General features: G+C 60.0%; 29 protein-coding genes. 12 read left to right on the top strand and 17 right to left on the bottom strand.

Features of this window, described 5'->3' with window-relative positions; genetic code table 11:
• The first annotated feature begins 19 nt into the window (after positions 1-19).
• Genes PHF15_RS01070 through PHF15_RS01060 form a run of 3 tightly spaced genes read left to right on the top strand, consistent with a single transcriptional unit; the run spans position 20 to position 3,045 of the window.
• The gene (locus PHF15_RS01070; RefSeq protein WP_300118040.1) at positions 20-886 is read left to right on the top strand and encodes a sterol desaturase family protein; all 867 of its coding nucleotides are present in this window, start codon (positions 20-22) and stop codon (positions 884-886) included.
• The gene (locus tag PHF15_RS01065) at positions 883-1,848 is read left to right on the top strand and encodes a VTT domain-containing protein (protein WP_300118038.1); all 966 of its coding nucleotides are present in this window, start codon (positions 883-885) and stop codon (positions 1,846-1,848) included. Before PHF15_RS01070 ends, PHF15_RS01065 begins: the two co-directional genes overlap by 4 nt.
• Before the next feature lie 33 nt (positions 1,849-1,881).
• A complete protein-coding gene (locus PHF15_RS01060) occupies positions 1,882-3,045 on the top strand; it encodes a cysteine desulfurase family protein (protein ID WP_300118036.1) in 1,164 nt (387 codons plus the stop codon).
• A 95-nt stretch (positions 3,046-3,140) separates the two neighbouring features.
• Here the strand turns inward: PHF15_RS01060 and cobA are convergent, their stop codons facing one another.
• The 15 genes from cobA to dsrA all read right to left on the bottom strand — a co-directional run bounded on the left by cobA (position 3,141) and on the right by dsrA (position 16,728).
• Positions 3,141-3,920, bottom strand: coding sequence for a uroporphyrinogen-III C-methyltransferase (cobA, locus tag PHF15_RS01055; protein ID WP_300118034.1), 780 nt, complete (start codon positions 3,918-3,920; stop codon positions 3,141-3,143).
• Between the two features lie 8 nt (positions 3,921-3,928).
• Positions 3,929-4,306, bottom strand: coding sequence for an iron-sulfur cluster biosynthesis family protein (locus PHF15_RS01050; RefSeq protein WP_300118032.1), 378 nt, complete (start codon positions 4,304-4,306; stop codon positions 3,929-3,931).
• Between the two features lie 22 nt (positions 4,307-4,328).
• Entirely contained in the window at positions 4,329-6,095 is a 1,767-nt protein-coding gene (locus tag PHF15_RS01045) for a cobyrinate a,c-diamide synthase (protein ID WP_300118030.1), read from the bottom strand.
• 4 nt (positions 6,096-6,099) lie between these two features.
• The gene (nrfD, locus tag PHF15_RS01040; protein WP_300118028.1) at positions 6,100-7,323 is read right to left on the bottom strand and encodes an NrfD/PsrC family molybdoenzyme membrane anchor subunit; all 1,224 of its coding nucleotides are present in this window, start codon (positions 7,321-7,323) and stop codon (positions 6,100-6,102) included.
• 14 nt (positions 7,324-7,337) lie between these two features.
• The gene (gene dsrO, locus PHF15_RS01035; RefSeq protein ID WP_300118026.1) at positions 7,338-8,117 is read right to left on the bottom strand and encodes a sulfate reduction electron transfer complex DsrMKJOP subunit DsrO; all 780 of its coding nucleotides are present in this window, start codon (positions 8,115-8,117) and stop codon (positions 7,338-7,340) included.
• On the bottom strand, positions 8,114-8,413 hold the full coding sequence (locus tag PHF15_RS01030) for a hypothetical protein (RefSeq protein WP_300118024.1): 300 nt from the start codon (positions 8,411-8,413) through the stop codon (positions 8,114-8,116). The genes dsrO and PHF15_RS01030 overlap by 4 nt, the downstream gene beginning before the upstream one ends.
• 133 nt (positions 8,414-8,546) lie before the next feature.
• The gene (locus PHF15_RS01025) at positions 8,547-10,505 is read right to left on the bottom strand and encodes an NAD(P)-binding protein (protein ID WP_300118022.1); all 1,959 of its coding nucleotides are present in this window, start codon (positions 10,503-10,505) and stop codon (positions 8,547-8,549) included.
• Between the two features lie 44 nt (positions 10,506-10,549).
• A complete protein-coding gene (gene dsrK, locus PHF15_RS01020; protein WP_300118020.1) occupies positions 10,550-12,043 on the bottom strand; it encodes a sulfate reduction electron transfer complex DsrMKJOP subunit DsrK in 1,494 nt (497 codons plus the stop codon).
• A 9-nt stretch (positions 12,044-12,052) separates the two neighbouring features.
• Positions 12,053-12,787 (bottom strand): respiratory nitrate reductase subunit gamma, encoded by a 735-nt coding sequence (locus tag PHF15_RS01015; protein ID WP_300118018.1) that lies wholly within the window; start codon positions 12,785-12,787, stop codon positions 12,053-12,055.
• A gap of 37 nt (positions 12,788-12,824) precedes the next feature.
• Positions 12,825-13,157 carry a TusE/DsrC/DsvC family sulfur relay protein gene (locus PHF15_RS01010; protein ID WP_300118016.1) on the bottom strand — a complete coding sequence of 111 codons (333 nt, stop codon included), beginning with the start codon at positions 13,155-13,157 and terminating at the stop codon, positions 12,825-12,827.
• Positions 13,158-13,198: 41 nt separating this feature from the next.
• Entirely contained in the window at positions 13,199-13,498 is a 300-nt protein-coding gene (gene tusB / locus PHF15_RS01005) for a sulfurtransferase complex subunit TusB (protein ID WP_300118014.1), read from the bottom strand.
• 16 nt (positions 13,499-13,514) lie between these two features.
• On the bottom strand, positions 13,515-13,910 hold the full coding sequence (gene tusC, locus PHF15_RS01000; protein WP_300118012.1) for a sulfurtransferase complex subunit TusC: 396 nt from the start codon (positions 13,908-13,910) through the stop codon (positions 13,515-13,517).
• Positions 13,911-13,933: 23 nt separating this feature from the next.
• Positions 13,934-14,293, bottom strand: coding sequence for a sulfurtransferase complex subunit TusD (gene tusD / locus PHF15_RS00995; protein WP_300118010.1), 360 nt, complete (start codon positions 14,291-14,293; stop codon positions 13,934-13,936).
• Positions 14,294-14,343: 50 nt separating this feature from the next.
• The gene (gene dsrB, locus PHF15_RS00990) at positions 14,344-15,414 is read right to left on the bottom strand and encodes a dissimilatory-type sulfite reductase subunit beta (RefSeq protein ID WP_300118008.1); all 1,071 of its coding nucleotides are present in this window, start codon (positions 15,412-15,414) and stop codon (positions 14,344-14,346) included.
• Positions 15,415-15,450: 36 nt separating this feature from the next.
• On the bottom strand, positions 15,451-16,728 hold the full coding sequence (gene dsrA / locus PHF15_RS00985) for a dissimilatory-type sulfite reductase subunit alpha (protein WP_300118006.1): 1,278 nt from the start codon (positions 16,726-16,728) through the stop codon (positions 15,451-15,453).
• Positions 16,729-17,054: 326 nt separating this feature from the next.
• Here dsrA and PHF15_RS00980 point away from each other — a divergent pair, with 326 nt between their 5' ends.
• From PHF15_RS00980 to PHF15_RS00940, 9 genes are read left to right on the top strand one after another with little or no spacing between them, the layout of a single operon-like run.
• Positions 17,055-17,294, top strand: a complete 240-nt coding sequence (locus PHF15_RS00980) for a hypothetical protein (RefSeq protein ID WP_300118004.1) — start codon at positions 17,055-17,057, stop codon at positions 17,292-17,294.
• Entirely contained in the window at positions 17,291-17,905 is a 615-nt protein-coding gene (gene cas6, locus PHF15_RS00975; RefSeq protein WP_300118002.1) for a type I-MYXAN CRISPR-associated protein Cas6/Cmx6, read from the top strand. Before PHF15_RS00980 ends, cas6 begins: the two co-directional genes overlap by 4 nt.
• A gap of 33 nt (positions 17,906-17,938) precedes the next feature.
• Positions 17,939-18,268, top strand: a complete 330-nt coding sequence (locus PHF15_RS00970; protein WP_296540646.1) for a TusE/DsrC/DsvC family sulfur relay protein — start codon at positions 17,939-17,941, stop codon at positions 18,266-18,268.
• Between the two features lie 51 nt (positions 18,269-18,319).
• Positions 18,320-18,937, top strand: coding sequence for a hypothetical protein (locus PHF15_RS00965; RefSeq protein ID WP_300118000.1), 618 nt, complete (start codon positions 18,320-18,322; stop codon positions 18,935-18,937).
• 6 nt (positions 18,938-18,943) lie between these two features.
• Positions 18,944-19,843, top strand: a complete 900-nt coding sequence (locus PHF15_RS00960; protein WP_300117998.1) for a TauD/TfdA family dioxygenase — start codon at positions 18,944-18,946, stop codon at positions 19,841-19,843.
• Positions 19,840-21,315, top strand: coding sequence for a 2Fe-2S iron-sulfur cluster-binding protein (locus PHF15_RS00955; RefSeq protein ID WP_300117996.1), 1,476 nt, complete (start codon positions 19,840-19,842; stop codon positions 21,313-21,315). Before PHF15_RS00960 ends, PHF15_RS00955 begins: the two co-directional genes overlap by 4 nt.
• 28 nt (positions 21,316-21,343) lie before the next feature.
• On the top strand, positions 21,344-21,742 hold the full coding sequence (locus PHF15_RS00950; protein ID WP_300117994.1) for a S24 family peptidase: 399 nt from the start codon (positions 21,344-21,346) through the stop codon (positions 21,740-21,742).
• 33 nt (positions 21,743-21,775) lie between these two features.
• On the top strand, positions 21,776-21,994 hold the full coding sequence (locus PHF15_RS00945; protein ID WP_300117992.1) for a hypothetical protein: 219 nt from the start codon (positions 21,776-21,778) through the stop codon (positions 21,992-21,994).
• 9 nt (positions 21,995-22,003) lie between these two features.
• Positions 22,004-22,447: a hypothetical protein gene (locus tag PHF15_RS00940; RefSeq protein ID WP_300117990.1), complete on the top strand. Its 444-nt coding sequence runs from the start codon at positions 22,004-22,006 to the stop codon at positions 22,445-22,447.
• A 2-nt stretch (positions 22,448-22,449) separates the two neighbouring features.
• On the opposite strand, the gene PHF15_RS00935 is transcribed toward PHF15_RS00940, so the two are convergent.
• Together PHF15_RS00935 and PHF15_RS00930 are read right to left on the bottom strand one after the other, a co-directional pair.
• Positions 22,450-22,743: a TusE/DsrC/DsvC family sulfur relay protein gene (locus tag PHF15_RS00935; RefSeq protein ID WP_300117988.1), complete on the bottom strand. Its 294-nt coding sequence runs from the start codon at positions 22,741-22,743 to the stop codon at positions 22,450-22,452.
• 36 nt (positions 22,744-22,779) lie between these two features.
• Complete coding sequence (locus PHF15_RS00930) at positions 22,780-23,157, bottom strand: thioredoxin domain-containing protein (protein WP_300117986.1); 378 nt, start codon at positions 23,155-23,157, stop codon at positions 22,780-22,782.
• Between the last annotated feature and the right edge of the window lies 1 nt (position 23,158).

Raw genomic sequence — 23,158 nt, 5'->3', positions numbered from 1 at the left:
TTGATTTAATGGAGACAACATGGAATTTGAACAGTTTGTACTCTCAAACGAGCCTGCGATCCGGCTAGGCTTCTTTGTGGGTGTCTTTGCGCTCGTCGCGCTTTGGGAGCTGGTGGCACCCCAGCGCGCGCTGACCGCATCCAAGGCCATGCGCTGGGCCAGCAACCTCGGTTTGGTCATTCTCAACACCGTGTTGCTGCGCCTGATGTTCCCTCTGGCTGCGGTGGGCATGGCCGCGTTCAGTGCGGCCAACGGCTGGGGTCTGCTGAATCACTTCAATGTGCCGTTCTGGCTTGCCGTGCCTCTGGCCGTGATCGTAATGGACTTCGTGATCTGGCTGCAACACGTCATGGTGCACGCTGTGCCTGTGCTGTGGCGACTGCACCGGGTGCACCACGCCGACCCCGACTACGACCTGACCACCGGTGCGCGCTTTCATCCCATCGAGATCGTGCTGTCCATGCTGATCAAGATCGCCACCATCGCGGTGCTCGGGCCGCCGGTGCTGGCGGTGGTGATCTTCGAGGTGGTCCTCAATGCGGCAGCCATGTTCAACCACGGCAACATCCGCCTGCCTATTGGCCTTGACCGGGTGCTGCGCTGGGTCATCGTCACACCCGACATGCACCGCGTGCACCATTCAGTCGAAGAGGACGAGACCAATTCCAACTTTGGCTTCAACCTGCCCTGGTGGGACCGGCTGCTAGGCACCTACCGCGAGCAACCCCGCGCTGGCCAACTGGGTATGACCATCGGCATTCACGGCCACACCGATCCGCGCGAGGTGGCGCGACTGGACGGCATGCTCTTGATGCCGTTCAGGGGCAAAGTGGACGGTTACGCCATCAACCGCCGCACTTGGTCTGGGAGCAAGGAATCATCATGAACAGAAATACCGTGCGTTGGCTGCTGGGTCTGGCACTGGTGAGCGTGATCGGGTTGGCTGTCGCATGGCGCGACCGTTTTGACGTTGCAGCCCTGCAAACATGGGTGGAAAGCGCCGGTTCGGCAGCACCTTTGGTCTTCATCGCCTTGTATGCAGCCGCAACCGTGCTGTTCCTGCCCGGCTCAGTCATCACGCTGGCCGGAGGGGTACTGTTTGGCCCGATCTGGGGCACGTTGTGGAGCCTCACGGGTGCCACGCTGGGCGCTGCACTGGCCTTTTTGATTGCCAGGTACCTTGGGGGCGACTGGATCGCACGGCGTGCGGGTCCGCGCTTGAGTCGTCTTAATGACGGCGTCGCTGCCGAAGGGTGGCGCTTCATTGCGTTTGTCCGACTGGTTCCTTTGTTTCCTTTCAATTTGCTCAATTACGCGCTTGGCCTCACGCGCATTGCGTTCCTGCCTTACGTGCTGGCCAGTGCACTCTTTATGCTGCCAGGCGCGCTGGCGTTCACCTGGCTGGGCTACGCCGGGCGAGAAGCCCTCAGCGGTGGAGAAGGGACGGTGCGCGCCATTCTGATCGCGCTGGCCCTGGTGACTTCCATGGCATTCCTGCCACGCTGGATACGCAAGTTCAGGGCCAAGCCCATGCCAGACGTTGCCGAGTTGAAACGTCAGCTTGACGCCGGGGAGGAAGTGCTGGTTCTGGATGTTCGTGGCGCGTCAGAATTCACAGGTGAAGGTGGACACATTTCTGGTGCGTTAAACCTGGCTCTGGAGGATTTTCCAAAACGCATGGCTGAACTGGAAGACTACAAGCAAAGTACCATTCGACTGGTTTGTCGCACTGATCGGCGCTCAGCACAAGCCGCTCAACTGCTCACCGCTGCCGGATTCATTGACGCACAGCCCGTGCGGGGTGGTATGACTGCCTGGCACGCCAAGGGGTGGCCAAGCGCTCAATGAACAAGCAACCAAGAACTTAAAGAAGACTCCAGCATGACTGATCCCATCTACCTCGATTACAACGCCACGACCCCTGTCGCACCAGAAGTGCTGGATGCGATGCTGCCCTGGTTGCGCGAGCAATTCGGCAACCCGTCGAGCACGCATGCGTACGGCAGACGTGCTGCGCAAGCGGTTGCAAATGCACGACGCCAGGTCGCCGACCTGATCGGTGCCAAGCCTCACGAAATCGTTTTTACCGGCTGTGCCACCGAGTCCAATAATCTGGCATTGCTTGGCACTGCTCGGGCGATGATCGAGAACGGAACGTCCAAGCGCCATATCGTCATCAGCGCCGTCGAACATCCGGCGGTGATGGCGCCGGCCATGCAGTTGCGCGCACAAGGCTGGCACGTGACGGTGTTGCCGGTCGATGCCTTTGGTCAAGTCTCCGCGGAACAGCTGGTCAAGGTGTTGAGAGACGACACCGCTTTCGTTTCGATCATGCATGCCAATAATGAGGTCGGCACTTTGCAGCCCATCCCGGAAATCGCAAGCGTGACCCGCCAGCGTGGCATCCTTTCTCATACCGATGCCGCCCAGTCTGCAGGCAAAGTACCGCTCAATGTCGATGCCCTGGGTGTGGATTTGCTGACGCTGGCGGGTCACAAGTTTTATGCACCCAAAGGCATTGGTGCCTTGTACGTGCGTGAAGGCACACCGATTCTCTCTGTGCTGCACGGCGCGGATCAGGAACACGGTTTGCGACCTGGCACCGAGAATGTGGCTGCGATTGTGGCGCTCGGGGCAGCTGCGGCACTGGCCAACACCTCGCTGGAAACCATGGCGGCGCACATGCTGACCTTGCGAAACCAGCTGCATCAAGAACTGATCGCTGCAATTCCGGGGGTACAACTCAATGGGCACCCAGAACAGCGACTGCCAAATACACTGCACGTTTCCTTTCCGGGTGTTAGCGGGCGTCTTTTATTAGCGGAGGTCGCTGACGTTTTGGCGGCATCCGTTGGATCAGCGTGTCATTCTGAACATGATACGGTCAGCGGAGTGTTGGCGGCGATGGGCGTGGATGCCGCGCGTGCCGCCGGAGCAGTGCGACTGTCTGTTGGACGCATGACGACATCCGACGAGATCAAACGTGCGGCGAAAAGCCTGGTTATGAGCCATTCTCGGACTCAAACAAATAACCGACGAGGCTGAGCCGATGTCAGCAATGAAGACGGCACCCCGGCAATGGGACCCCAGCTTTGTAGCCTGGTGACAACCCATGGGACGTAGCACCCCAGCCAGAACAGTCAGGACGCTACCGTACTTTTGACCTGCTCAAACCAGGCCAACTCCTGGTGCAGTTTGACCACCTCGCCGATGATCGTCAGGCACGGTGACTTGAGCCCAGCCTGCGCCACCCGCTCTGCCATATTCGACAGCGCTCCGGTCACCACCTTCTGGGTTGGCAGGCTGCCGTCCTGCACCACGGCAATCGGCAACTCGGGCGAGGCGCCATGCGCCACCATCTGCCTGCAGATTTCCGGCAGACCGCCGAGCCCCATGTAGATCACCACGGTCTGGTTCAAGCGGACCAGGCTGGGCCAGTCGAGGTCGGCCGTGCCATCCTTGAGGTGGCCGGTGACAAACAGGCAGCACTGCGCGTAATCGCGGTGCGTGAGCGGGATGCCGGCATAGCTCGACACGCCCGAGGCCGCTGTCACCCCCGGCACCACCTCGAACGCCACGCCGGACCCCGCCAGCGTTTGCAGTTCTTCGCCGCCACGGCCAAAGATGAACGGGTCGCCACCCTTGAGACGCACCACCTGCTTGCCCTCGCTGGCCAGCTTGACCAGCAGCGTGTTGATCTGCTCCTGGCGCAGGGTGTGCTCGTTGCGCCGCTTGCCGGCGTAAATGCGCTCGGCGCTGGGCGACACAAACGCCAGCACGCCATCGGACACCAGGTTGTCATAGACGATCACATCGGCTTGCTTCAACAAGCGCACGGCTCGCAGCGTGAGCAATTCGGGGTCGCCCGGGCCGGCACCGACCAGGTAAACGCGCCCAATATCAGGAGTAAAGTTTTTCACATCGGCTTTCAATGGGTGGCTCCCTTGCCGCCACAGCCACCGCCGCCACAACCGCCACCGCCGCAACCACCGGTGGTCACCGAACCTGAACCGCAGGATGGGTGGCTGGTAGGGATAAAGATGAAGTTGAATTCGCCGGGATTGAGCTCGACAAAGTCGAGCACGGTGTCGAACAGCAATTCCTGGGACTCGCCGTTAATGACCACCGCAACGCCTTCAAGCTCAAGCTTCATGTCTTCGTCCTTCGGGTCGTCAAAGCCCATGCCATACTGCATTTCTCCATCGGCGTCTCTTTTGGCGGCAACCCGCAAGGCCAGTTCCAACGCACCGCTGGCTTGAGCGGCCTGCTGGATTTGCTGGGCGGCGGCGGGGGTCAAGTTAAACATGGGTTCTGCTCCTGTAAAAAAATCAATGTTCGCCCTTGGTCTTTAACAGACCGGCCAATCGGTTGCCTTGCTTTTGTGGCCCACCGATCGGAAAAAGTTCATGCAAATGGTGATTGTTGCCCAATTCGGGCCCCCATGCTTTGGAAAAGTGCTGGATCATGGCGCGCACCTGCGCCTGCACCCGGTGCTCATCAAAGTAGGCGCGCAAGAAATGAATCACTTGCCAATGGGCCTCGGTCAGGACAAGGTTTTCAGACTGGGCTTGCGCTCGGGCAAAATCTTCCGACCAGTCGTCCAGATGCTTCAGATAGCCTTCCACGTCAGTCGCCACCGGCTGGCCTTTGACCAACAGGGTGCGGGCGGCGCCGGGAAGTTGCGTTTGATTTGCCATTTTCTTTCGTCGCACAAAGTTGACAAATTGGTGCGCCCAGTCCGAGGCGGCGCCCGTGCGCAGGTGTGCATAAGAGGCCAGCACGTTGCGATGGATCACACCGTCATGCTGGCCGTCAACGCCATGACCGCGCAGCATCTTGTAAGCAAACTTGAGGTCCGCCGGCACGTTTTCAAGGCTGGAATAGTGAAATTCGTGGCCGCGCAATGTTTGATCCGTCGTGTCACTTGCGTCCCGCCAGGGCGCATCGGGAGTGGTCTGCAGCGTGACATAGCCCCGGCCCACAGGGCGATCGTGCATCAGCACATCCACCGGCAGCGCACCCACCATGTTCACCTGCGTATCTTTCCAGCGCAGCGTGCGCGCCAGGTACATCAGGCCACCGCATTCGGCATAGACCGGCAGTCCTGCCTCGATGGCGCTGCGGATGCTGCTGCGCAAGGCGGCATTGGCCTGCAACTCCGGCATGAAGACTTCAGGGAATCCGCCGCCAATGAACAAGCCATCCAAAGACGGCAAGGCGCTGTCCTGCAAGGCGTTCACCGGCACCAGCTCGGCCCCGGCCGCCTGCAGCGCCAGCAGGTCGTCGGGGTAGTAAAAGCCGAACGCCTTGTCGCGCATGATGCCCAGGCGCAGTGTCGGGCTGGAGCTTGTGCCCAGGGCATCCGCGGCCACCGGCATGCTGGCTGGCGGCTCAGTCAAGGCGGGTGCGTTGTTGGCCAGGTCGATGATTTTGCCCAGATCGACCTGCCCGGCAATGCGCTGGCCGATGATCTGCACATGCTGCGTGGCATCATCACATTCCTGGTTCGGCATCAGCCCCAGATGGCGCTCGACCAGCGCCAACTGCGGGTCATGGGCGATGGCACCGAGCACGGTGACGTCGGTGTAATGCTCGATCACCGCGCGCAATTTTGCCTCGTGGCGACTGCCGCCGAGCTGGTTCAGGATGACGCCGGCAATGCGAATGTTGGGATCAAAAGCCTGATAGCCCAGAATCAGCGGGGCAATGCCACGCGTCATGCCACGCACGTCCAGCACCAGCACCACGGGCAGGCCCAGCAGATGTGCCAGCGCAGCATTGCTGTTACTGCCATCCAGCGCCAGCCCATCGTACAAACCTTTATTGCCTTCCACGATGCTGATGTCGGCCGCAGCGGCACGGTGCGCAAAACCGGCGACAAGTCGCTCGGGCGTCATCAGGTACGGATCCAGATTGAAGCAATCGCGCCCACTGGCCTGACTCAGCCACATCGGATCAATGTAATCCGGACCTTTCTTGAACGGCTGCACGACCAGTCCCCGCGCTGACAGGGCGGCACACAGGCCGATCGTGACGGTAGTTTTGCCTGACGACTTGTGCGCGGCCGAAACCAGAAAACGTGACAGGCACTGCACAGTTTCAGGTCGCCGCCACGGCTGGTTTGGTCAAGCTCATTTCAATCGCGGTGTCATCAAGTCGATTCGGCAGGAAGCCAAGCAATTTGAGGCCAATCATCACGATCAGACCCGCTATGGCCAGGCCGCCGAAGCCAAGCATCCACTCCAGCAGGGAGGGTGTGTAGAGGTTGATCACTCCGTCGTGAAAAGTGCTGGTCACCTGTCGGCCGGGGAACAGCACCAATGGGAAAGCCTGACCACCAATAATGATGACATACAGCATCGCAAAAGCGCCAACGATGACCAGGAACATTGATGCGACGATACGCTGGCGCATTTGACCAATCTTTGGCTGCAACAGCAACAGCAACGGCAGGATGCCACCCAGCAGAACCACACCCAACCAGAACAAGAGGGGGTAAATGCCACCGCTGAACAAAATGAAATCTTCGAAATCATGGTGCCTGGTGAAGTAACGATTCGTCAGGTGATACACCAGCACAAAGTACATTCCGACAGCGATGAAGATCGCTTGAAGACGCGCCAGGCGTGCCATCATGGCGTCCCCTATCGCACAAGCATTGCTCCGGCAGGCCAGCATCAACACCAGTACGAAGACAGCCAGACCATAGCTGAGGGAGACCGCGATGAACATGGGTGCCATCAGTGCCGTGTCAAAGGCCTGACGGGCGACCTGAAAACCATAAATGGAGCCGGTGCCTGTCGTCAAGCCAATGCGCCAGACAAAAGCCAGGGAAATGGCCAACAGGGTGAAGCGCTGCATGCCACGCGCCATCAGGGTCCACAGATAGAAAGCGGTAAAACCGGCAAAACCGGAATAGAGGAAAAGATTCCACGCCAAGACCGACTTGAAGTTGAAATTCATCATGGCCAGATTTGCCCGGTCGGGTCGTCCCAGATCGAACATGAGCATCATCACCCCCGCGAGCAGCATCGCGATGGCCAGCAAACCCGACAGCGGCGCCACAGGCCGGTACTCGGCTTTGCCGAAAAACGAAGCCATGAGTGCGATGCTGAGCGCCCCGGTGGCGGACAGCAGCAAAAATACCGCAAACACATCCGGCAGCCCCCAGACAATCTGATTGTTCATGCTGGTGACAATATGACCATGGTGCTCTATGTACAGCACGGTAGCCCCAAACAGCAGGATGATCACCGCCAGAACAGCGAGCAGCTGAAAGTAGCCGCGCGTGGTAGCTTGCAATTCGCGCAAAACGATTTTCATGCGTCGTTCTTTCTTCAAATACCGATGTAGCGCACACCGGTGTTCAGATTGAGGTTTTCACGAATCTGACGGGAGGGGTAGCTGGCGACCCGCTTCGAGATTTCGCTCTCGGGATCGTTGAGGTTGCCAAAGATGATCGCACCGTGCCCTGCGTCCGCGCAGGCGCTCACACAGGCAGGCTGCTCACCCCGATCAACCCTGTGAACACACAAGGTGCAGGCTTCGGCCGTGCCCATGCCCCGGGGTACATCCGGCTTTTGCCGGGTTAAGGGTTCATGGACAAAAGAACGTGCCTTGTAGGGGCAGGCCATGATGCAATAGCGGCAGCCAATGCAGATGTGCTTGTCCACCAGCACGATGCCATCGGCTCGTTTGAAAGAGGCCCCTGTCGGGCAGACATCGACGCAAGGCGGCTCGGCGCAGTGCTGGCACATCATGGGCAGGGACTGGGTATGCCCGGTGCGCACGTCCTTGATCTCAAGCTTGCGGATCCATTGCGAATCCGTGGGCAGCGTGCCACCCGACAGGCCGTTTTCAGTGTTGCAGGCTGTGACGCAATCGGTGCAACCGCTGGCGCATTTGCCGCTGTCGATCAGCATGCCCCAGCGAACCTTGCTGCTGGCGCCTGAACTGGCACTGCCAGTTGTCGGTGCGGCCTGGGCAATTTCGAACAGGCGAACGCCCGGCGCCAACAAAATGCCCGCCATCCCAGCCGCGGCAACGCCCAGAAAGCCACGACGGCTCGAAGGCGTTGTGACGGTTTCAGACTGCGGGGTGTTGTGATCGTGCTTCATGGCTTGACCTGTTGCTGTGCCACGATGCCCGCTGGTTGGTTGGCATGACACTGAAAGCAGTCAATTTTGACCGCCGCATAGCTGTGGCAACTCTGACAAAAATTGCCTGGTTCGGCATTCACGCTTTGACTGGTCTGGCTGGCATGACAGGTAATGCACGCTTTCAATGAGTGCTTGCCGGTGCGAATGCCACCGCGAAGCGTGTCATCACGCTGATGTATCAGAAGTTTCATGTGATTGCGGCGCATGAACGCGGGTTCTTCCACACATTGCCCCCCTCGCGCTTTTTCGATCATGGGTTGCAAACCTTGACTGGCGCCAGCCGGGGATGTCTGTGCGACGGCCGTCAAACCCGCGCCTAAAACCAGGCCGACAGTAAGCGCCAGACACAGGCGAACAAAGGAAAACCATGTGCGCCGCAACATGAGCTTATTCCCCCAAGCCCATCTGGATATAACCCGTGGGGCAGACGTCGGCACAGATGTGGCAGCCAATACACTTGCTGTAGTCGGTATCCACATAGCGGCCGATGGTGGCCTTGGCCTTGGGCACCTTGAACACCGCCACCTGCGGGCAATACACCACGCAGTTGTCGCACTCGAAACATTGCCCACAACTCATGCAGCGCTTGGCCTCGGCCACCGTCTGCGCTTCCAGCAGGGGTTGCAGGCGTTCCTCGAAGTTGTCCAGCGCTTCTTCAGCAGTCAGCGACACGATGCCCCGCTTATTTCGCGGTGCAAAGCCGAAATGCCCCAAGAACAATTCCTTGTGCGAGATTACATAGCGATCCGAGCGGTTGTCAAAATTATGAATGGCCGCAGTGCTCTTGTCAGTGCCACGAGTGGGTTCATGAACCTCGGTGAGGGATAGACCCTTTTCGATCAACTTGCGCGTCAAATCAAAGGTGTGCACGTCGATTTTTGGACGCTTTTCCAGCGCTTCATGCTGAAGGAAGCGGTCAATGCCATCGGCCGCAATGGCGCCATGGCCAATGGCCGTGGTCAACAAATGCGGGCGCACCACATCGCCGCCGACGAAGAAGCCGGGCTGGCCCTGCACCTGGTAGTTCTTGTCGGAATTGATGGCGCCCTTGCCGTTGTTGAACTCTTCGAGGCCGGTAAAGTCCACCGCCTGACCAATTGCCGAGACGATCAAATCGGCAGGGATGTCTTCTTCAGTACCTTCGATGTTCTTGATCTCAAGTCGTCCGCTCACTATCTTGGCCTCGCAGCGCATGATGCGCAAGGCCACGGCACGGCCGTCTTCGCCACGGATCACGGCCACCGGCGCCATCCCACCGCGGATGGTGATGCCTTCGGACAAGGCGTGCTCGACCTCGTGTCTGGAGGCCTGCATTTTTTCGATGTCAAAAATGGTGGTCAACGTGACCTCGGCTCCCTGGCGTACCGAAGCGGCTGCCACGTCGTGGGCCACATGGCCGGCAATGGCGTGCTCGGGGCGGTCAGACTCGTTGATCTTGTCGATGTGACCCAGGCGACGCGCCACCGTGGCCACGTCGATCGAGGTGTCGCCACCGCCGATCACCACCACGCGCTTGCCCACATGGCGCAGACGGCCGTCATTGAAGGCCTTCAGGAACGAAGTGGCGGTGACGCAGTTGGGCGCATCGGCACCCTCCACCGGCAAGGCCCGGCCGGCCTGCGCGCCCAGACCCAGGAACACCGCGTTGAACTGCTCGCGAATCTGCGCCATCGTGATGTCGGTGCCAATGCGGCAATTCATGCGGACGCTGACCCCGAGGTCCAGAATGCGCTGGATCTCGGCGTCAAGCACATCACGCGGTGTGCGAAAGCCCGGAATGCCATAACGCATCATGCCGCCGAGCTCTGCACGCTCGTCAAAAATGGTGACCGAGTGGCCCTTGAGGGCCAACTGGTAGGCGGTTGACATGCCGGCCGGGCCGCCGCCAATGACCGCAACGGTTTTGCCGGTGAGTTGCGCCGGCTTGATGTAGGCCAGTTTGTTCTTGATGGCATAGTCGCCCAGGAAATGCTCGACCGAGTTGATGCCGACAAAGTCCTCAAGCTGGTTACGGTTGCAGCCTGACTCGCAAGGTGCCGGGCAGACCCGCCCCATCACCGACGGAAACGGATTGGCCTCGGTCAGGCGGCGAAACGCGTACTCTTGCCAGACCATTCCGGCCGGTGGTTTCTCGATGCCGCGCACGATGTTGAGGTAGCCGCGAATGTCTTCACCAGCGGGGCAACTGCCCTGGCAGGGCGGCGTGCTCTGGATATAGGTGGGGCATTTGTGCGAATGACCGGCATCAAAAATTTGCGCTTGCCAGGTCTTGACCTTGGTATCGCCGTCTTTGTAGCGGCGGAAGTTCATGGGTTTGGCGGAAATGGCCTCTGGATTCGCAGACATGTCGGAGTCTCCTGGTTTTATGCTTGAAAATATGAACGGCAGGGCTATTTGTCACCCAGGCGAATCGCCTTGCTGACCAACTGGTGGACACCGCCCACCATGCTCATGTCGAAGCCGTAATACGGCAGGACTTTGGTAAATTGGGCCTTGCAAATGGCGCAAATGGTGGCCATGAAATTGACGCCGTGATCGTCCACGACATTCTTCAGGGCTTCCATGCGGGGCAGCGCGCCCTTGACCCGCAGTTCGATCAGGTCGTCGGTCAGCAGGCCGCCGCCACCACCGCAGCAAAACGTGCCTTCCTTGATCGTCTCTGGCGCCATGTCGTAAAAATGATTGGCCACCGAGGTGATGATGCGCCGGGGAATGACAAACTGGCCGCCCGGCATGTTACCCATGCGCGAGGCCCGCGCCACATTGCACGAATCGTGGAAGGTGACGATGCGATTGTCGTTGGCTTCCTTGTCGAACTGCAGCGCGCCGCGCTGGATCAGGTCGTCGGTGAACTCGCAAATGTGCTGGGGTACCGGATAGCGCGGGTCAAGGTAGTCGAACGGCCCGATCAGGGTGTTCCAGAAGCTGTAGGCCACGCGCCAGGCATGGCCGCATTCGCCCACCACAATGCGCTTCACGCCGAGTTCCAGCGCCGCCTCCTTGACACGCATCGAGATCGAGCGCATCTGCTCGTAATTGCCGATGAACATGCCAAAGTTGCCGGCCTCCGAGGCGTGCGAACTCAGCGTCCAGCTGATGCCTGCGGCATGGAAAACCTTGGCGTAGCCAATCAGGCTTTCCACATGCGGCTCCGAGAAAAAGTCGGCCGAAGGCGTGACGAGCAATACCTCGGCACCCTTGACGTCGATCGGAAACTTGACATCGACACCGGTATCGTCCTTGGTGTCTTCTTCCAGGCCTTCGAGTGTGTTGATCAGCGCCGGGCCCGGCAGGCCCAGGTTGTTGCCGATGCGGTGCACCTTGCCGATGATCTCGTTGGAGTACTTCTGCCCCAAGCCAATCGAGTCCATGATCTCGCGCGCCGCCATGGTGACCTCGGCGGTGTCGATGCCGTAGGGGCAAAACACCGAGCAGCGGCGGCATTCGGAACACTGGTTGTAATAACTGTACCACTCGTCGAGCACCTCGCGCGTCAGGTCCACCGCGCCCACCAGCTTGGGAAAATGCTTGCCGGCAAAGGTGAAGTAACGGCGATAGACCTTGCGCATCAGGTCCTGGCGTGCCACCGGCATGTTCTTGGGGTCGCCTGAACCGAGGAAATAATGGCATTTGTCAGAGCAGGCACCGCAATGCACGCAAGCATCCATGTACACCTGCAGTGAGCGATATTTGCCCAGCAACTCGCCCATTTTGGCAATCGCCTTGTCCTGCCAGTCTGCCACCAGTTCTTCAGGGAACCCCAGGGATTTCTGGATCGGACTCGCCGCAGGAAACGACTTGATGTGCGACATCGCCCCGACCTGGATCAGGGGGATGACCGGATAACTCTTCAGCTTGGGGGTTTCGAACGCAGCAGTTGCCATGGTGTGTGCTCAGGCTTTTTTATCCAGCGCGGCTGCCCAGGCCGAAATATGGCGAACTTCACGGGCGTTGTCAGCCTGATTGCGGGTCGGGCTGAAAAACAGTCCGGGCGCATGCAGCAGTTTGCTGATCGGAAAAATGATCATGAGCAGGGCCACCAGCGCCAGATGCACCAGCAGCACCGGATCAGCGGGCAAGGGCTGCCAGTTAAAACGCATCAGGCCCAGCACAAAAGCCTTGAGGGCGACGATGTCGGTGTGCGCCACGAAACGCATGGTCAGACCGCTGAGCCCGATCGCCAGCAGCAGTGCCAGCATCAGATGGTCTGAGGGCGTGGAGATATAACGCACCCGGTCCACCAACCGGCGCCGCGCCCACAAACCGCCCAAGGCTGCGACCATCGCAAAACCAGCCATCACGCCAAACGGCTGCACCAATTGCACCGGCAACCAGACAGGTTCCTGAAAGTAGCGCAAATGGCGCAAAGTGACCATTAACAGCGTCACATGGAACAGCCAGCCAAAAATCCAGGTCCACTTGCTGGACTTGAACAGGCTCTCGAAAAAGACCACCTCACGCGCCATGCGCCAAACCACGCCAGAAGCAGTGGTGGGCGCTGGCGTGGTGGGAATCTTCAGCGGTGCCGGAGATTTTGCATAGGTACGAATTTTGCCAGCCACACCCAGCACCAACACCGCAGTAGCGACATAAAACAGCAGTGCATAAATGACCGTCAAGGTGGACATGGGCGAGCCTGCAAGTTCGTTAAAGGTTCACGTCAAATCAGATACAGCCGGTGGGTTTGGGCAAACCGGCAATCTTGCAAGCCTGTTTGGCCGGGCCATAGGGGAACAGGTCGTACAGGTATTTGCTGTTGCCTTTTTCTTCGCCAAATTTTTTGCCAATGGCCTTGGTCAGTACGCGCACCGCCGGAGCAATCTGGTACTCGTTGTAGTACTCGCGCAGGAAGTTGATCACTTCCCAATGGTTGTCGGTGAGCGGCACTTTTTCTTCTTCGGCCAGATGCGCGGCCGCCTCGGTGGTCCATTCGGCCAGGTTCAGCAGATAACCCTCTTCGTCGGTGTCGTAGGTCTTGCCGTTGATTTCAAAGCTCATAGTGTTCTCCAGTTAAAAATAATTGATTTGCCAGGATCGGCTCAAAGCCACGATTGGGAGGTGGGGTATTTCTCGACCAGATCGACAAAGCCGGCGTAGTCCACCGGCGTGATGCCGTCCTGCAGTTTGGCCGTCATGCCACGGGCATCGAGGTCGGGCTGCAACACATACAGGCTGAGTTTGGCGCCAGCTTCACGCATGCGAGCGGCCGTGGCGCTGCCCTGCGTGGCAGCGTAAACGGCGTCTTCGATCAGCAGCACCGCCTGGCCCGGCTGCGCCATTCGCAGGCAGGTGTCGAGCGCGTTGGTGTCGAAAGGGGATTTGTTGATGATGTGCAACATGGTTGGTCCTTGTTTCTTAAAAGCTCAGAATCACATCCTGTTGCGCCATCAGCTCACCCATTTGCTGATCGTCGAGCACCTCGACCGGAACCAACAGATCGGCCTCGGACAAACCGCGTTGATCGAGCGACGCCTGATCAACGTACAGCTTCTCGATGTCATAGCCTTCCAGTGCCCGGTAGCTCGGCGAAAAGTTCTTGATGCCGATGCCCTTGGTCTGCTGGCCCTTGACCAGTTCATAAACGCCATCGTCCATAAACACCAGACTCACGTCCTGGTCAAAGGTAGCGGTGATCAAGACCACCTCCAGACTTTCCAGGGCGTAGATGGTGCCGTAGGGCGCTTTGCGGTTGACAAACATGAATTTCTTCACCTTGGGGCCGCTGGCTACAGTTGTTGCTTGTTCACTCATGGTGTGTTCTTCTCTTTACTGGATTAATCGCCAAACGTGACCAGGCGATCCGCCTTGATGCCGCTGTCCACCAGTTGTCCCAGACCCGAAATACGGAAGCCGGGGGCCAGCACCTCGTCCTTGATGCCGCGGCGCAAGGCGGCGGCGACGCACACCACCAAGTCGACCTTGTGCTCTGCCGCCAGCGCCGACCAGCGGTTGACGATGTGACGGTCATCCTGCGGCGGCTCGGTGAGCCGGGTCGCGTTGTTGACGCCATCATGGTAAAAAAACACGCGCTGGATCGTGTGGCCCTTGGCCAAAGCAGCCACCACGAACTGGTAAGCGGTGTCGGACGCTTGGTGCGTGTAGGGGCCTTCGTTCACGAGGATGCCGAATTTCATGGTACTCCTGATACTTTGCGGGACAGATCTTTAGCTCTATCCTCAACTGTTTAGAAACGGATGTGGGTCGATGCGTTCAGGCTGGAACGCGAACCGCGCCAGTCGTCGATCAGGTACTTGGTGAACGGCAGGTCGCACTTTTCAAAAAATGCGGGCCAGCCGATGCGCTCGATCCAGTCCGACACCCGCTCCCAGGAGCGCGCGTCTTCCTTGTAGGTGTAGAGAATTTTCTTGACCATGGCTGACACTTCAGGCCAGCGCGGCGGGTTGTTGGGCAGGCCCGAGGCCACCATCTTCATGAATGTCGGCTTGCCGCGCGCATTCGAATTTTTGCCGCCCACCCAGATCGCCAGTTTGCTGTGCTCGGGGTCATTGATCTGCATCGGTGGGCAGGGCGGGAAGCAGGCACCGCAGCACATACATTTGGACTCGTCAATTTCCAGCGAAGGCCGGCCGTTGACCATGGCCGGGCGGATGGCTGCCACAGGGCAGCGCGCCACCACGGTCGGGCGCTCGCACATGTTGGCCACCAGGTCGTGGTTGATCTTGGGCGGCTTGGTGTGCTGCATGACGATGGCGATGTCGGCCTGGCCGCCGCAGTTGATCTCGCAGCAGGAAGTGGACAGGTGCACGCGGTTGGGCATGTCTTCCTTGATGAACTCGGCGTGCAATTCATCCATCAGGGCCTTGACGGCGCCCGAGGCGTCGGTGCCCGGAATGTCGCAGTGCAGCCAGCCCTGGGTGTGGGCAATGGAAGACACCGAGTTGCCGGTGCCGCCAACCGGGAAACCACTGTTGGTCAGCGCCTCCACCAGCGGCTCGACGCGCGCCGGATCCGACACCATGTACTCGATGTTGGAGCGAATGGTAAAGCGCACATGGCCGTCGGCATAAGTGTCGGCAATGTCGCACAGCTTGCGGATGGTGAACAGGTCCATTTGCCGCTGCGTGCCGGCACGAACCGTCCAGATCTGGTCGCCGCTGTGGGCCACATGGTGCAGCACGCCCGGACGCGGCCGGTCATGGTACTTCCAGTTGCCATAATTTTTGGCCATCAGGGGGTGCAGGAACGGCTTGTTATCCGGGACGCCGCTCTCAATGGGGGTGCGCATAGTTGCCATGGTGATCTTTCTTAATCAGTTGAGGACTAGCCGGCTTCAGGCCGCTTTGCGGGCGTTGATCCTGGCCACTTCATCATCCCAGCCGTCGGTGCGGACGTAGGGGTTGGTGCGTGGCGTGGCGACCATGCTGGGGTCAATCTCGACGCCGATGCCTTCGAGGAAATTGATCAGACCGATGCGCTCGATCATCTCGCCGGTGCGCTCGTGCTCCAGCGCGTTTTCGGCGAAGAAGTCGATCGACTTCTGGCCCAGCTCCACCAGCGCCTCGTAGTCTTCGTCGGTCTTCATGGGCATGAATGGAATGACCACGGTGCCCATCAGGTCGCCGATCTTGAGGGTGCGCTTGCCGCCCATCAGCACCGTGACGCCCTTGTCAACGCCGGTGGCCAGCGCGCCGGTCATGACGTTAATGCAGTGCATGCAGCGCACGCAGTTGCCGTTGTCGATTTCAAGGCAATGGCTGTCGCTGAGCTTGACGCTGGAGATCTTGTCACCAGTGGCGACATCCTTGATTTCCTTGAGCATGATGGCTTTGGTCGGGCAACGGCTGACCACGTCGTTGACCAACTCGGTCATGCCGTGTTTCTCAAACCATTTGCGCGCCAGGGCTTCGTCGGTGCGGATGTTGTCGCGCCAGGTGCCAATGACCGCCATGTCGGCGCGCTGGATCGAGTTCATGCAGTCGTTGGGACAGCCCGAGAACTTGAACTTGAACTTGTAGGGCAAGGCCGGACGGTGCATGTCGTCCAGGAACGTGTTGAGCACCTGGCGATGGGCACGCGCCTCGTCAAAGCAGGACTGCTCGCAGCGTGCCGCACCGACACAGGACATGCTGGTGCGCACGGCCGGGCCGGCGCCACCGAGGTCGAAGCCGAGTTCATTGAGCTCGTCAAAAGCACCCTGCACGTTGGCCGTGCTGGCACCCTGGAACATGATGTCGCCCGACTGGCCGTGAAAGGCGATCAGACCGGAGCCATGACGTTCCCAGATGTCGCACATATTTCGCAGCAAATCAGAGGTGTAGTGCATTCCCGCAGTCGGCATGATGCGCAGGGTGTGGAATTCCTTGGAAGCCGGAAACATTTCAGCGACTTCGGAAAAACGGGGAATAACGCCACCGCCGTAGCCAAACACGCCCACCGTGCCACCCTTCCAGTAGCCCTTGCGGGTTTTGTACGAGTGCTCCAGCTGACCCATCAGGTCGGTCATGTACTCGCTGTCCTTGGCCAGTCGTTTCAGACCGGTGACAAAGCTGGGCCATGGACCGCTTTCAAGCTGGTCAAGCATGGGGGTATCGTGTTGCTTAATGCTCATAGAGTGTCTCCTGTCAAGGGTGCGCAAGTCTTGCGCTGTATCGTCGAACCGGGTGTGTTACTCAGTGGCCTGCATGCCGGGCTACTGCGTCAACCGTGAGGCAAATAGTACGATTGGCGCTGCCCCCTCTGCTATCCCCCTCGTTGGGTATTTGGGGCTACCCATTTGGGCTATATCACCCCACCCGTCCCGGTAATAGACGACCGGGGCCCACTTTGCGCCCAATAGCGGTATGCGCGTTGCCTGGCGATGCGGGCCCATGGCCCCATGGCAACACCGCCTGCCAGTTTGTTTTTCAGTTTTCTTATTGAGCCACCACCCACACCATGACCACCCTGACACCGTTGGCTAAATTCACCATTCCCGTGAGTGCGCAGGTCATTGAGCTGCAACAACTGGACTATGAAGGCGGCGGCATGAGCCTGCTGCGCACCCGCATCCGTGAGAAAAGCCGCTTCACCGTGTTTGACATCGACCCCCAGTCGGCCCGGCAATGGGGCGAGGCCTTGCTGCGCTGGGCATCGGAACAGCCTGACAACCAAACCCCTTCGCAAGAACCTGTATGACCACCGCAGCCCCTGAACTCTGCTCCACGGTCGATCTGATTTTCCCCATCAGCGGGCGATTTCTGCCGCGCGACCATGCCCAGCCACTCAGAGACGCCTTGTGCAGCGCCTGGCCCTGGCTGGAAGGCGAGCCGCTGGCCGGCGTGCAGGGCATCAAGCTGGTGCCCGGCACCGAGCCGCAGGCCATGCTGTCGCGCCGGACCAAACTGTTGCTGCGCTTGTCACGCCCGCGCGCCAGCGAACTGCTGGACGGCCCCGGCCTTGACATCGACGTGGCGGGCCACGCCCTGCATCTGGACGCGCCGCATGTGCGCGAGCTGGTGCCGCACACCACGCTCTATGCCTACCACGTGGTGGCGGCCGACACCGACGAGGTGGCTTTCATGGCTGCCGTCACCCGGGAGCTGACTGATCTGGGCATCGGCGGCGAGCGCGTGTGCGGCAAGCGCCAGCGCATGACGCTTGCCAGTGGTGTGGTGACCACCTTCAGCCTGATGCTGCACGGATTGGCCCCGGAGCCCTCGCTGCACCTGCAACAGCACGGCATCGGCCCGCACCGGCTGCTGGGCTGCGGCATTTTCATTCCGCACAAATCCGCCGCCGCGGTGTGACCAAATTCATCAACTGAAACAAGGAGAGATTCAATGAGCTACACCATCAATGGCACTGAATACGAAACCGACGAGCAAGGTTTTTTGTTGGAGCCACTGTATGAAGATGACGCGGTCCGCGTCATTGCCGCTGCGGAAAACATCAGCCTGACCGATGCGCATTGGGAAGTGATCAACTACCTGCGCGAGCAATACCGCGAGCACGGCCATACCCCCAACTTCCGCAACATGCTGAAAAGCTTTGCCGAAGTTCATCCGGGCGTTGACAGCAAGTACCTCTACGACTTGTTCCCCATTGGTCCCGCCAAGCAAGGCCCCAAAGTGGCGGCACTGCCGCAACCCCTGGGCAAGGGCGGTTACTGATATGCCCCTGCGTTTGCCGTCCTCGCAGCCCTGCCACCTTCGGGGCGACCTATGGCCAAGTTGAGAATCAAGAGCCAGTGGTTTCACGATAGCGCCGCAAAGACGCCGCAGCAAAACGCCAGCGCCATGGCCTTCATCACCTGGCGCGTGGCGCAAAACATGCTCAAGCAAATGCGCAGCGCGCGATTTGACATCGAGGTCGGGCCGCAGTATTTTGATTTCACCCGCGAGGTGCTGGTATTTTTGACCCAGGTGCTCGACCGCATGGCGCATGCGCGCATGGTTGACGCCGAGCGCGGCGAATTCATGACTGCGCTGGTGCAGCGCGTGGCGCAGATTTTGCAAGACAACGAAGACGGCCTGATGGGTGAGCCAGCCGCCGGACAAGCCAGCCACTACGAGCAGTTCATCGACCTGTTCAACGAATTGTCAGAGCACTATGCCGACTTTGGCTTTGATGCCAAGGGGCCGGACTTTGCCTTTGTACGCTACCTCGGGCACCGCATCGAAGCGCTGATGCCGCAAAAGGACCAGCGCTGGGTGGTTGACCAGATCATGGCCAGCGAAGTACCCGACGCCCTCGACATGATCCAGCGCGGCATGGACGGGGTGTTGTCCACCGAGCCCCGGCCGGCGCGCGCGTCCCGCGCTGCGAACACGGGTGATTGAGCTGCCATGAGTCATCCTTTTGACCTGACACAAGCCGGCGCCTACCAGCGCTGGCGCGACGCAAAATTGGCCAGTCAGCCGCGCCAGGCGGCCGACCTGGTTGTCGATGTGGCCGATCCCCGGGCCTTGTCCGCCAGCGAGCGCGACGCGCTGTTGCAGCGCTGCGCCGTGGCCAACATGGCCATCTACCGCAGCCCGGTCATCGCCGAAGACAAGGCCATTCCGGTGCACCTGGCGCGCCAGCTTGGCCTGCACCAGCTCGACGGCAACTGGCTCGCCGACGAAGACGGCATTTCGCCGATTGCCGTGGCCGCTCCTGTGGGCGACCGCCCGGCCTTCATCCCCTACACCAACCGCCCCATCAAGTGGCACACTGACGGTTACTACCAACCCGAGACCCGCCCCATCCGTGCCATGGTGCTGCATTGCGTGCGTCCGGCGCGCCAGGGTGGCGAAACTGCGCTGATGAATCACGAAATGGCTTACGTTGCGCTGCGCGAAGCCAACCCCGACTGGGTGCGCGCGCTGATGGCGCCGGATGCCATGACCATTCCAGAACGGATTGATGATGACGGCATAGCCCGCCCCGAGCAAGCCGGGCCGGTGTTCATGGTCGATACCACCAGCGGCCAATTGAACATGCGCTACACGGCGCGGACGCGCAGCATTGTCTGGAAGGACGATGCCGCCACGCGTGAGGCCGTGACCTTCCTGGCTGATTTTTTGGCCAGCAACAGCCGCCATATTTTTCGCTTGACGCTCGAAGCCGGCATGGGCCTGGTGTGCAACAACGTGCTGCACGACCGCGCCGGTTTTACCGACGACCCGCAGCAGCCCCGCTTGCTCTACCGGGCGCGTTATCTCGACCGGTTGGCCCGGCCCACTTCAGGAGCCGTCGCACCATGAGTCACAAGGTCAGCATTTGGCGTGCCGCCCAGTTACTGGGCGTGGCGCGCGGCGCGCTGCAGCAACAAGTGCGTGACGGCACTCTGGTCTTGAACGACGGCTGGGTTTCGACCGACGTGTTGCTGAAGCTATACCCGGATGCAAAACTCGAAGAGTCGGGGCTGCTGGAGCGGGTCTCGCAAATTCGCGACGAGGCCTTTGGCAAACGGGTGCGCGAACGCATGCTGCCAAGCCAGGAAGTGCTGGCGCAACGCCTGTTCGCGCAAAGCCAGGAGCTCGCCGATGTGCGCAAACACCTGCAGCGTTACCACGAGCTGGTGGTGGCCCTGCAACAGGAAATCCGCCAGCAACTGAGCCAGCACCCCGGCGCCGCCAGCTGGCTGGCACTGGAACAACAAATCACGCATGGGCTGGCCAAGGTGCTGGCCACCGAGTCGGTTGACCTACTGGAAGTGATGGACGATATGCTCAAAGTGATGACCGCCGAGGTCACGGTGCGTCCCAGCGGACACCAGTTCGCCGTGGAAGGCCGCGCCAACCTGTTGCAGGCCGGCCTGCACGCCGGGCTCAAACTCAATTACGGCTGCGGCAACGGCAGTTGCGGCATGTGCAAGGTGCGCGTCATCTCGGGTGAAGTGGCCAAGACCCAGCACTTTGATTACCCCCTGTCCGAAGCCGAAAAAGCCCAAGGCTACACCCTGATGTGCTGCCATACCGCAGCCAGCAGCGAGCTCACGCTGGAATTGCTCGAAGCCAGCGACCCGCGTGACATCCCCGTGCAACTGATCGCCACCCAGGTGCGCGCCATCACGCGACTGGCCCCCGACACGCTGTTGCTGCACCTGCAAACCCCGCGCAGCCACCGCTTGCGCTTTCTGGCCGGCCAGTCGGTGCAACTGGGCTGGACCTTGCCGGGGCATGACGACGTGTCTGCCAGTTATCCGCTGGCCAGTTGTCCCTGCGACGAACGCAATCTGCTGTTCTTCATCACCCGCAACGAGACCGACAGTTTTGCCCAACGCCTTTTTGCCGGTGACATCAAGCAAGGCGCCACCGTCACAGTGCTGGGTCCGAGCGGCGAATTCGTGCTGGCAGAGGGCCACCGCCCGCTGGTTTTTGCCGCCTGCGATGCCGGCTTTGGTCCGGTCAAGAGCCTGATCGAGCACGCCTTGTCGCTCGATGCCGCGCCGTCGCTGTCGCTGTTCTGGCTGGCCACCCGGCCTGATGGTCATTTTTACAGCAACCAGTGCCGTGCCTGGTCGGAAGCCCTCGATCAATTCGAGTACGAGCTGATCACCCACCCCGATGCAGCCTTGGGGGCGTGGCAAATGGCCCAGGCCATGCGCGCCGATTTGTTTGACATCGACTGCGACTTTTACCTGGCGGGGCCGGCCGAATTCGTCATGACACTGCACGATGAATTGCGCGCTGCGGGGGTCGCCGAAGCCCAGATTTCATCGTTGGTGCTTTGATTTTTACAACCCATTGACTGATTTCGGCATGCAAGCGCAAACTTATGAAACCATCCGACCCAGCCAAGTCGCGGCAAGCCATGCCGAGGCCTCCCAGACGGCCTTCGACGCGGTTTTGCCCGATTGCGCTGGTGGCGAGTCTTTTGCGCTGATGGTGCAGGGCCAGAGCATGGCACCGGAGTTTCTGGAAGGCGAGATCATCCTCATCGAGCCCGAAGGTCTCGCACGTGACGGCTCCTACGTGCTGGCCTGGCATCAGGAGCAGTGGACCTTCAGGCAACTGCTGCGCACCGAGGCAGGCTGGCTGCTGCACGCCCTGAATCCGGCCTTTGCCGATGACCCCATCGCAGATCTGTCGCCGGTGCGCGGCGTCATCATTCAAAAGGCGCTACCCGGGCGCCGCCGCGCTTCCAAGCATTACATCTGAAGTCGCCGCGATCAACCTCACCCCATTTGCACCATGCCTTACTACATCTACCGCATCAAACCTTTTGCCCAGTTTGAGCAACTCAGCGTCTTCGCGAGTTTTGCCGAGGCGTCCAAACAAGCCAAGGTGCTGCGGCTGGAGCTCGACTTGCCAGCCTCGGAAAAAGTCAAGGTGATTTTTGCCGACAACCCGCTGCAGGCCGAAGACCTGCTGTGCCAGGTGCGCACGGCCGGCCCCAAGGGCGACGACTGAGGCGGCGCGGTGGTCGATGAAGCGGCCTTCCATGCCTCACGCGAGCGGCTCAATCCCAACCCCTGCGTCTTTGCCAAAGCGATTCTGGCGGGTTGCGCCAGTTGCAGCCTGGCCCGGCGCCAAGCGCTGGCCGAGCGCGAGGTGGTGGCCTGCACGCTGGCGGTGGCCCACATCAATTGCAGCACCTTGAAAGACCTGTTTTACGAGCGCGCCACCTTTGCCTTGCGGCTGCCGCGCCCGGCTGCAGAGATTCCTCACATCAAAGCGATGAAGCTGAGCTGTGGCGGACTCCAGGGACTGCAAGCAGCGCTGGCAGCGCCCGACGCCGATGTGCACGCCATGGTGCAGTTGGCACACAGCCGGTTTGAGAGTTTGCTCGATCTACCCTGGCAGACCGTTGTCGAACATATCGCCGCGTGGCAAATCCGGCGCCGGGCACCGGCAGGCCCATAAACCTAAACGCAGCCCGTGGGCTTGGGCAGACCGCCGTACTTGGTGATGGGTTTCATCGGACCTGTCATCCAGAGTTTGAAGACGCTGTTCTGCTCTTCCTCGATATATTTGGCAAATTTCCGGATCGGCGGCACGCTGCCAAACTCGTCGTAATAAGCGCGCGCCTTGAGGATGTGCGACCACTTCACATCGTCAAGCTCATAGCCGTCGGCAGCCGCCATGGCTCGGCCTATTTCTTCAGTCCAGGCGCCCATGTCGGTGAGATAACCGTCGCCGTCGCGTTCAGGTAAGTTCATTTTGGGAGTCTCTTAAGTGCAGGTGTCATTGACTTTTCAGTCGGGTCCATCTGGCTTGCCAGAATGGGGTTGGGACGCATGATGCGCCATTAGTTGGTCAAGAAAACGGCGCAAAAACCCTTCAGTCTGCATGCCGTGAAAACGGTCGGTCACCGCCCCTTTGCTGTATGCAATCACGGTTGGAAAGCCTTTGGCTTGATGCCTGCCTGCAATGCGCATGTTTTCATCCGCATCCACTTTCGCCAATACAAACTGACCGCCGTAGTCGTTGGCCAATCGCTCAAGCAAAGGGGTCAACATCCGGCATGGGCTGCACCAGTCAGCGCCAATGTCAAGCACGACCGGAACTTGGTGGGAGCCGGCGAGCACCCGCTCGTCAAAGTTGCCCTCGGTGACATCTTCAATGAACGCCATT

It is taken from the genome of Rhodoferax sp. (assembly GCF_028689295.1).
GTDB lineage: Bacteria > Pseudomonadota > Gammaproteobacteria > Burkholderiales > Burkholderiaceae_C > Rhodoferax.
The sequence above is the reverse complement of the archived record's forward strand: the minus strand, read 5'-3'. Positions and strand labels throughout refer to the sequence as shown.

What these genes read in the sequence shown, in the direction of transcription:
- tusB (WP_300118014.1), bottom strand. Translation starts at nt 13,498, where the DNA reads ATGTTGCACATCATCAACAAATCCCCTTTCGACACCAACGCGCTCGAC.
- PHF15_RS00960 (WP_300117998.1), top strand. Translation starts at nt 18,944, where the DNA reads ATGAGTCATCCTTTTGACCTGACACAAGCCGGCGCCTACCAGCGCTGG.
- PHF15_RS01025 (WP_300118022.1), bottom strand. Translation starts at nt 10,505, where the DNA reads ATGTCTGCGAATCCAGAGGCCATTTCCGCCAAACCCATGAACTTCCGC.
- PHF15_RS01065 (WP_300118038.1), top strand. Translation starts at nt 883, where the DNA reads ATGAACAGAAATACCGTGCGTTGGCTGCTGGGTCTGGCACTGGTGAGC.
- cas6 (WP_300118002.1), top strand. Translation starts at nt 17,291, where the DNA reads ATGACCACCGCAGCCCCTGAACTCTGCTCCACGGTCGATCTGATTTTC.
- PHF15_RS00935 (WP_300117988.1), bottom strand. Translation starts at nt 22,743, where the DNA reads ATGAACTTACCTGAACGCGACGGCGACGGTTATCTCACCGACATGGGC.
- PHF15_RS00955 (WP_300117996.1), top strand. Translation starts at nt 19,840, where the DNA reads ATGAGTCACAAGGTCAGCATTTGGCGTGCCGCCCAGTTACTGGGCGTG.
- dsrB (WP_300118008.1), bottom strand. Translation starts at nt 15,414, where the DNA reads ATGGCAACTATGCGCACCCCCATTGAGAGCGGCGTCCCGGATAACAAG.
- tusD (WP_300118010.1), bottom strand. Translation starts at nt 14,293, where the DNA reads ATGAAATTCGGCATCCTCGTGAACGAAGGCCCCTACACGCACCAAGCG.
- tusC (WP_300118012.1), bottom strand. Translation starts at nt 13,910, where the DNA reads ATGAGTGAACAAGCAACAACTGTAGCCAGCGGCCCCAAGGTGAAGAAA.
- PHF15_RS01070 (WP_300118040.1), top strand. Translation starts at nt 20, where the DNA reads ATGGAATTTGAACAGTTTGTACTCTCAAACGAGCCTGCGATCCGGCTA.
- PHF15_RS01060 (WP_300118036.1), top strand. Translation starts at nt 1,882, where the DNA reads ATGACTGATCCCATCTACCTCGATTACAACGCCACGACCCCTGTCGCA.
- PHF15_RS00965 (WP_300118000.1), top strand. Translation starts at nt 18,320, where the DNA reads ATGGCCAAGTTGAGAATCAAGAGCCAGTGGTTTCACGATAGCGCCGCA.
- PHF15_RS01010 (WP_300118016.1), bottom strand. Translation starts at nt 13,157, where the DNA reads ATGAGCTTTGAAATCAACGGCAAGACCTACGACACCGACGAAGAGGGT.
- dsrA (WP_300118006.1), bottom strand. Translation starts at nt 16,728, where the DNA reads ATGAGCATTAAGCAACACGATACCCCCATGCTTGACCAGCTTGAAAGC.
- dsrK (WP_300118020.1), bottom strand. Translation starts at nt 12,043, where the DNA reads ATGGCAACTGCTGCGTTCGAAACCCCCAAGCTGAAGAGTTATCCGGTC.
- PHF15_RS01030 (WP_300118024.1), bottom strand. Translation starts at nt 8,413, where the DNA reads ATGATCGAAAAAGCGCGAGGGGGGCAATGTGTGGAAGAACCCGCGTTC.
- dsrO (WP_300118026.1), bottom strand. Translation starts at nt 8,117, where the DNA reads ATGAAGCACGATCACAACACCCCGCAGTCTGAAACCGTCACAACGCCT.
- PHF15_RS00930 (WP_300117986.1), bottom strand. Translation starts at nt 23,157, where the DNA reads ATGGCGTTCATTGAAGATGTCACCGAGGGCAACTTTGACGAGCGGGTG.
- PHF15_RS00950 (WP_300117994.1), top strand. Translation starts at nt 21,344, where the DNA reads ATGCAAGCGCAAACTTATGAAACCATCCGACCCAGCCAAGTCGCGGCA.
- nrfD (WP_300118028.1), bottom strand. Translation starts at nt 7,323, where the DNA reads ATGAAAATCGTTTTGCGCGAATTGCAAGCTACCACGCGCGGCTACTTT.
- PHF15_RS01015 (WP_300118018.1), bottom strand. Translation starts at nt 12,787, where the DNA reads ATGTCCACCTTGACGGTCATTTATGCACTGCTGTTTTATGTCGCTACT.
- PHF15_RS00970 (WP_296540646.1), top strand. Translation starts at nt 17,939, where the DNA reads ATGAGCTACACCATCAATGGCACTGAATACGAAACCGACGAGCAAGGT.
- PHF15_RS00980 (WP_300118004.1), top strand. Translation starts at nt 17,055, where the DNA reads ATGACCACCCTGACACCGTTGGCTAAATTCACCATTCCCGTGAGTGCG.
- PHF15_RS01050 (WP_300118032.1), bottom strand. Translation starts at nt 4,306, where the DNA reads ATGTTTAACTTGACCCCCGCCGCCGCCCAGCAAATCCAGCAGGCCGCT.
- PHF15_RS00945 (WP_300117992.1), top strand. Translation starts at nt 21,776, where the DNA reads ATGCCTTACTACATCTACCGCATCAAACCTTTTGCCCAGTTTGAGCAA.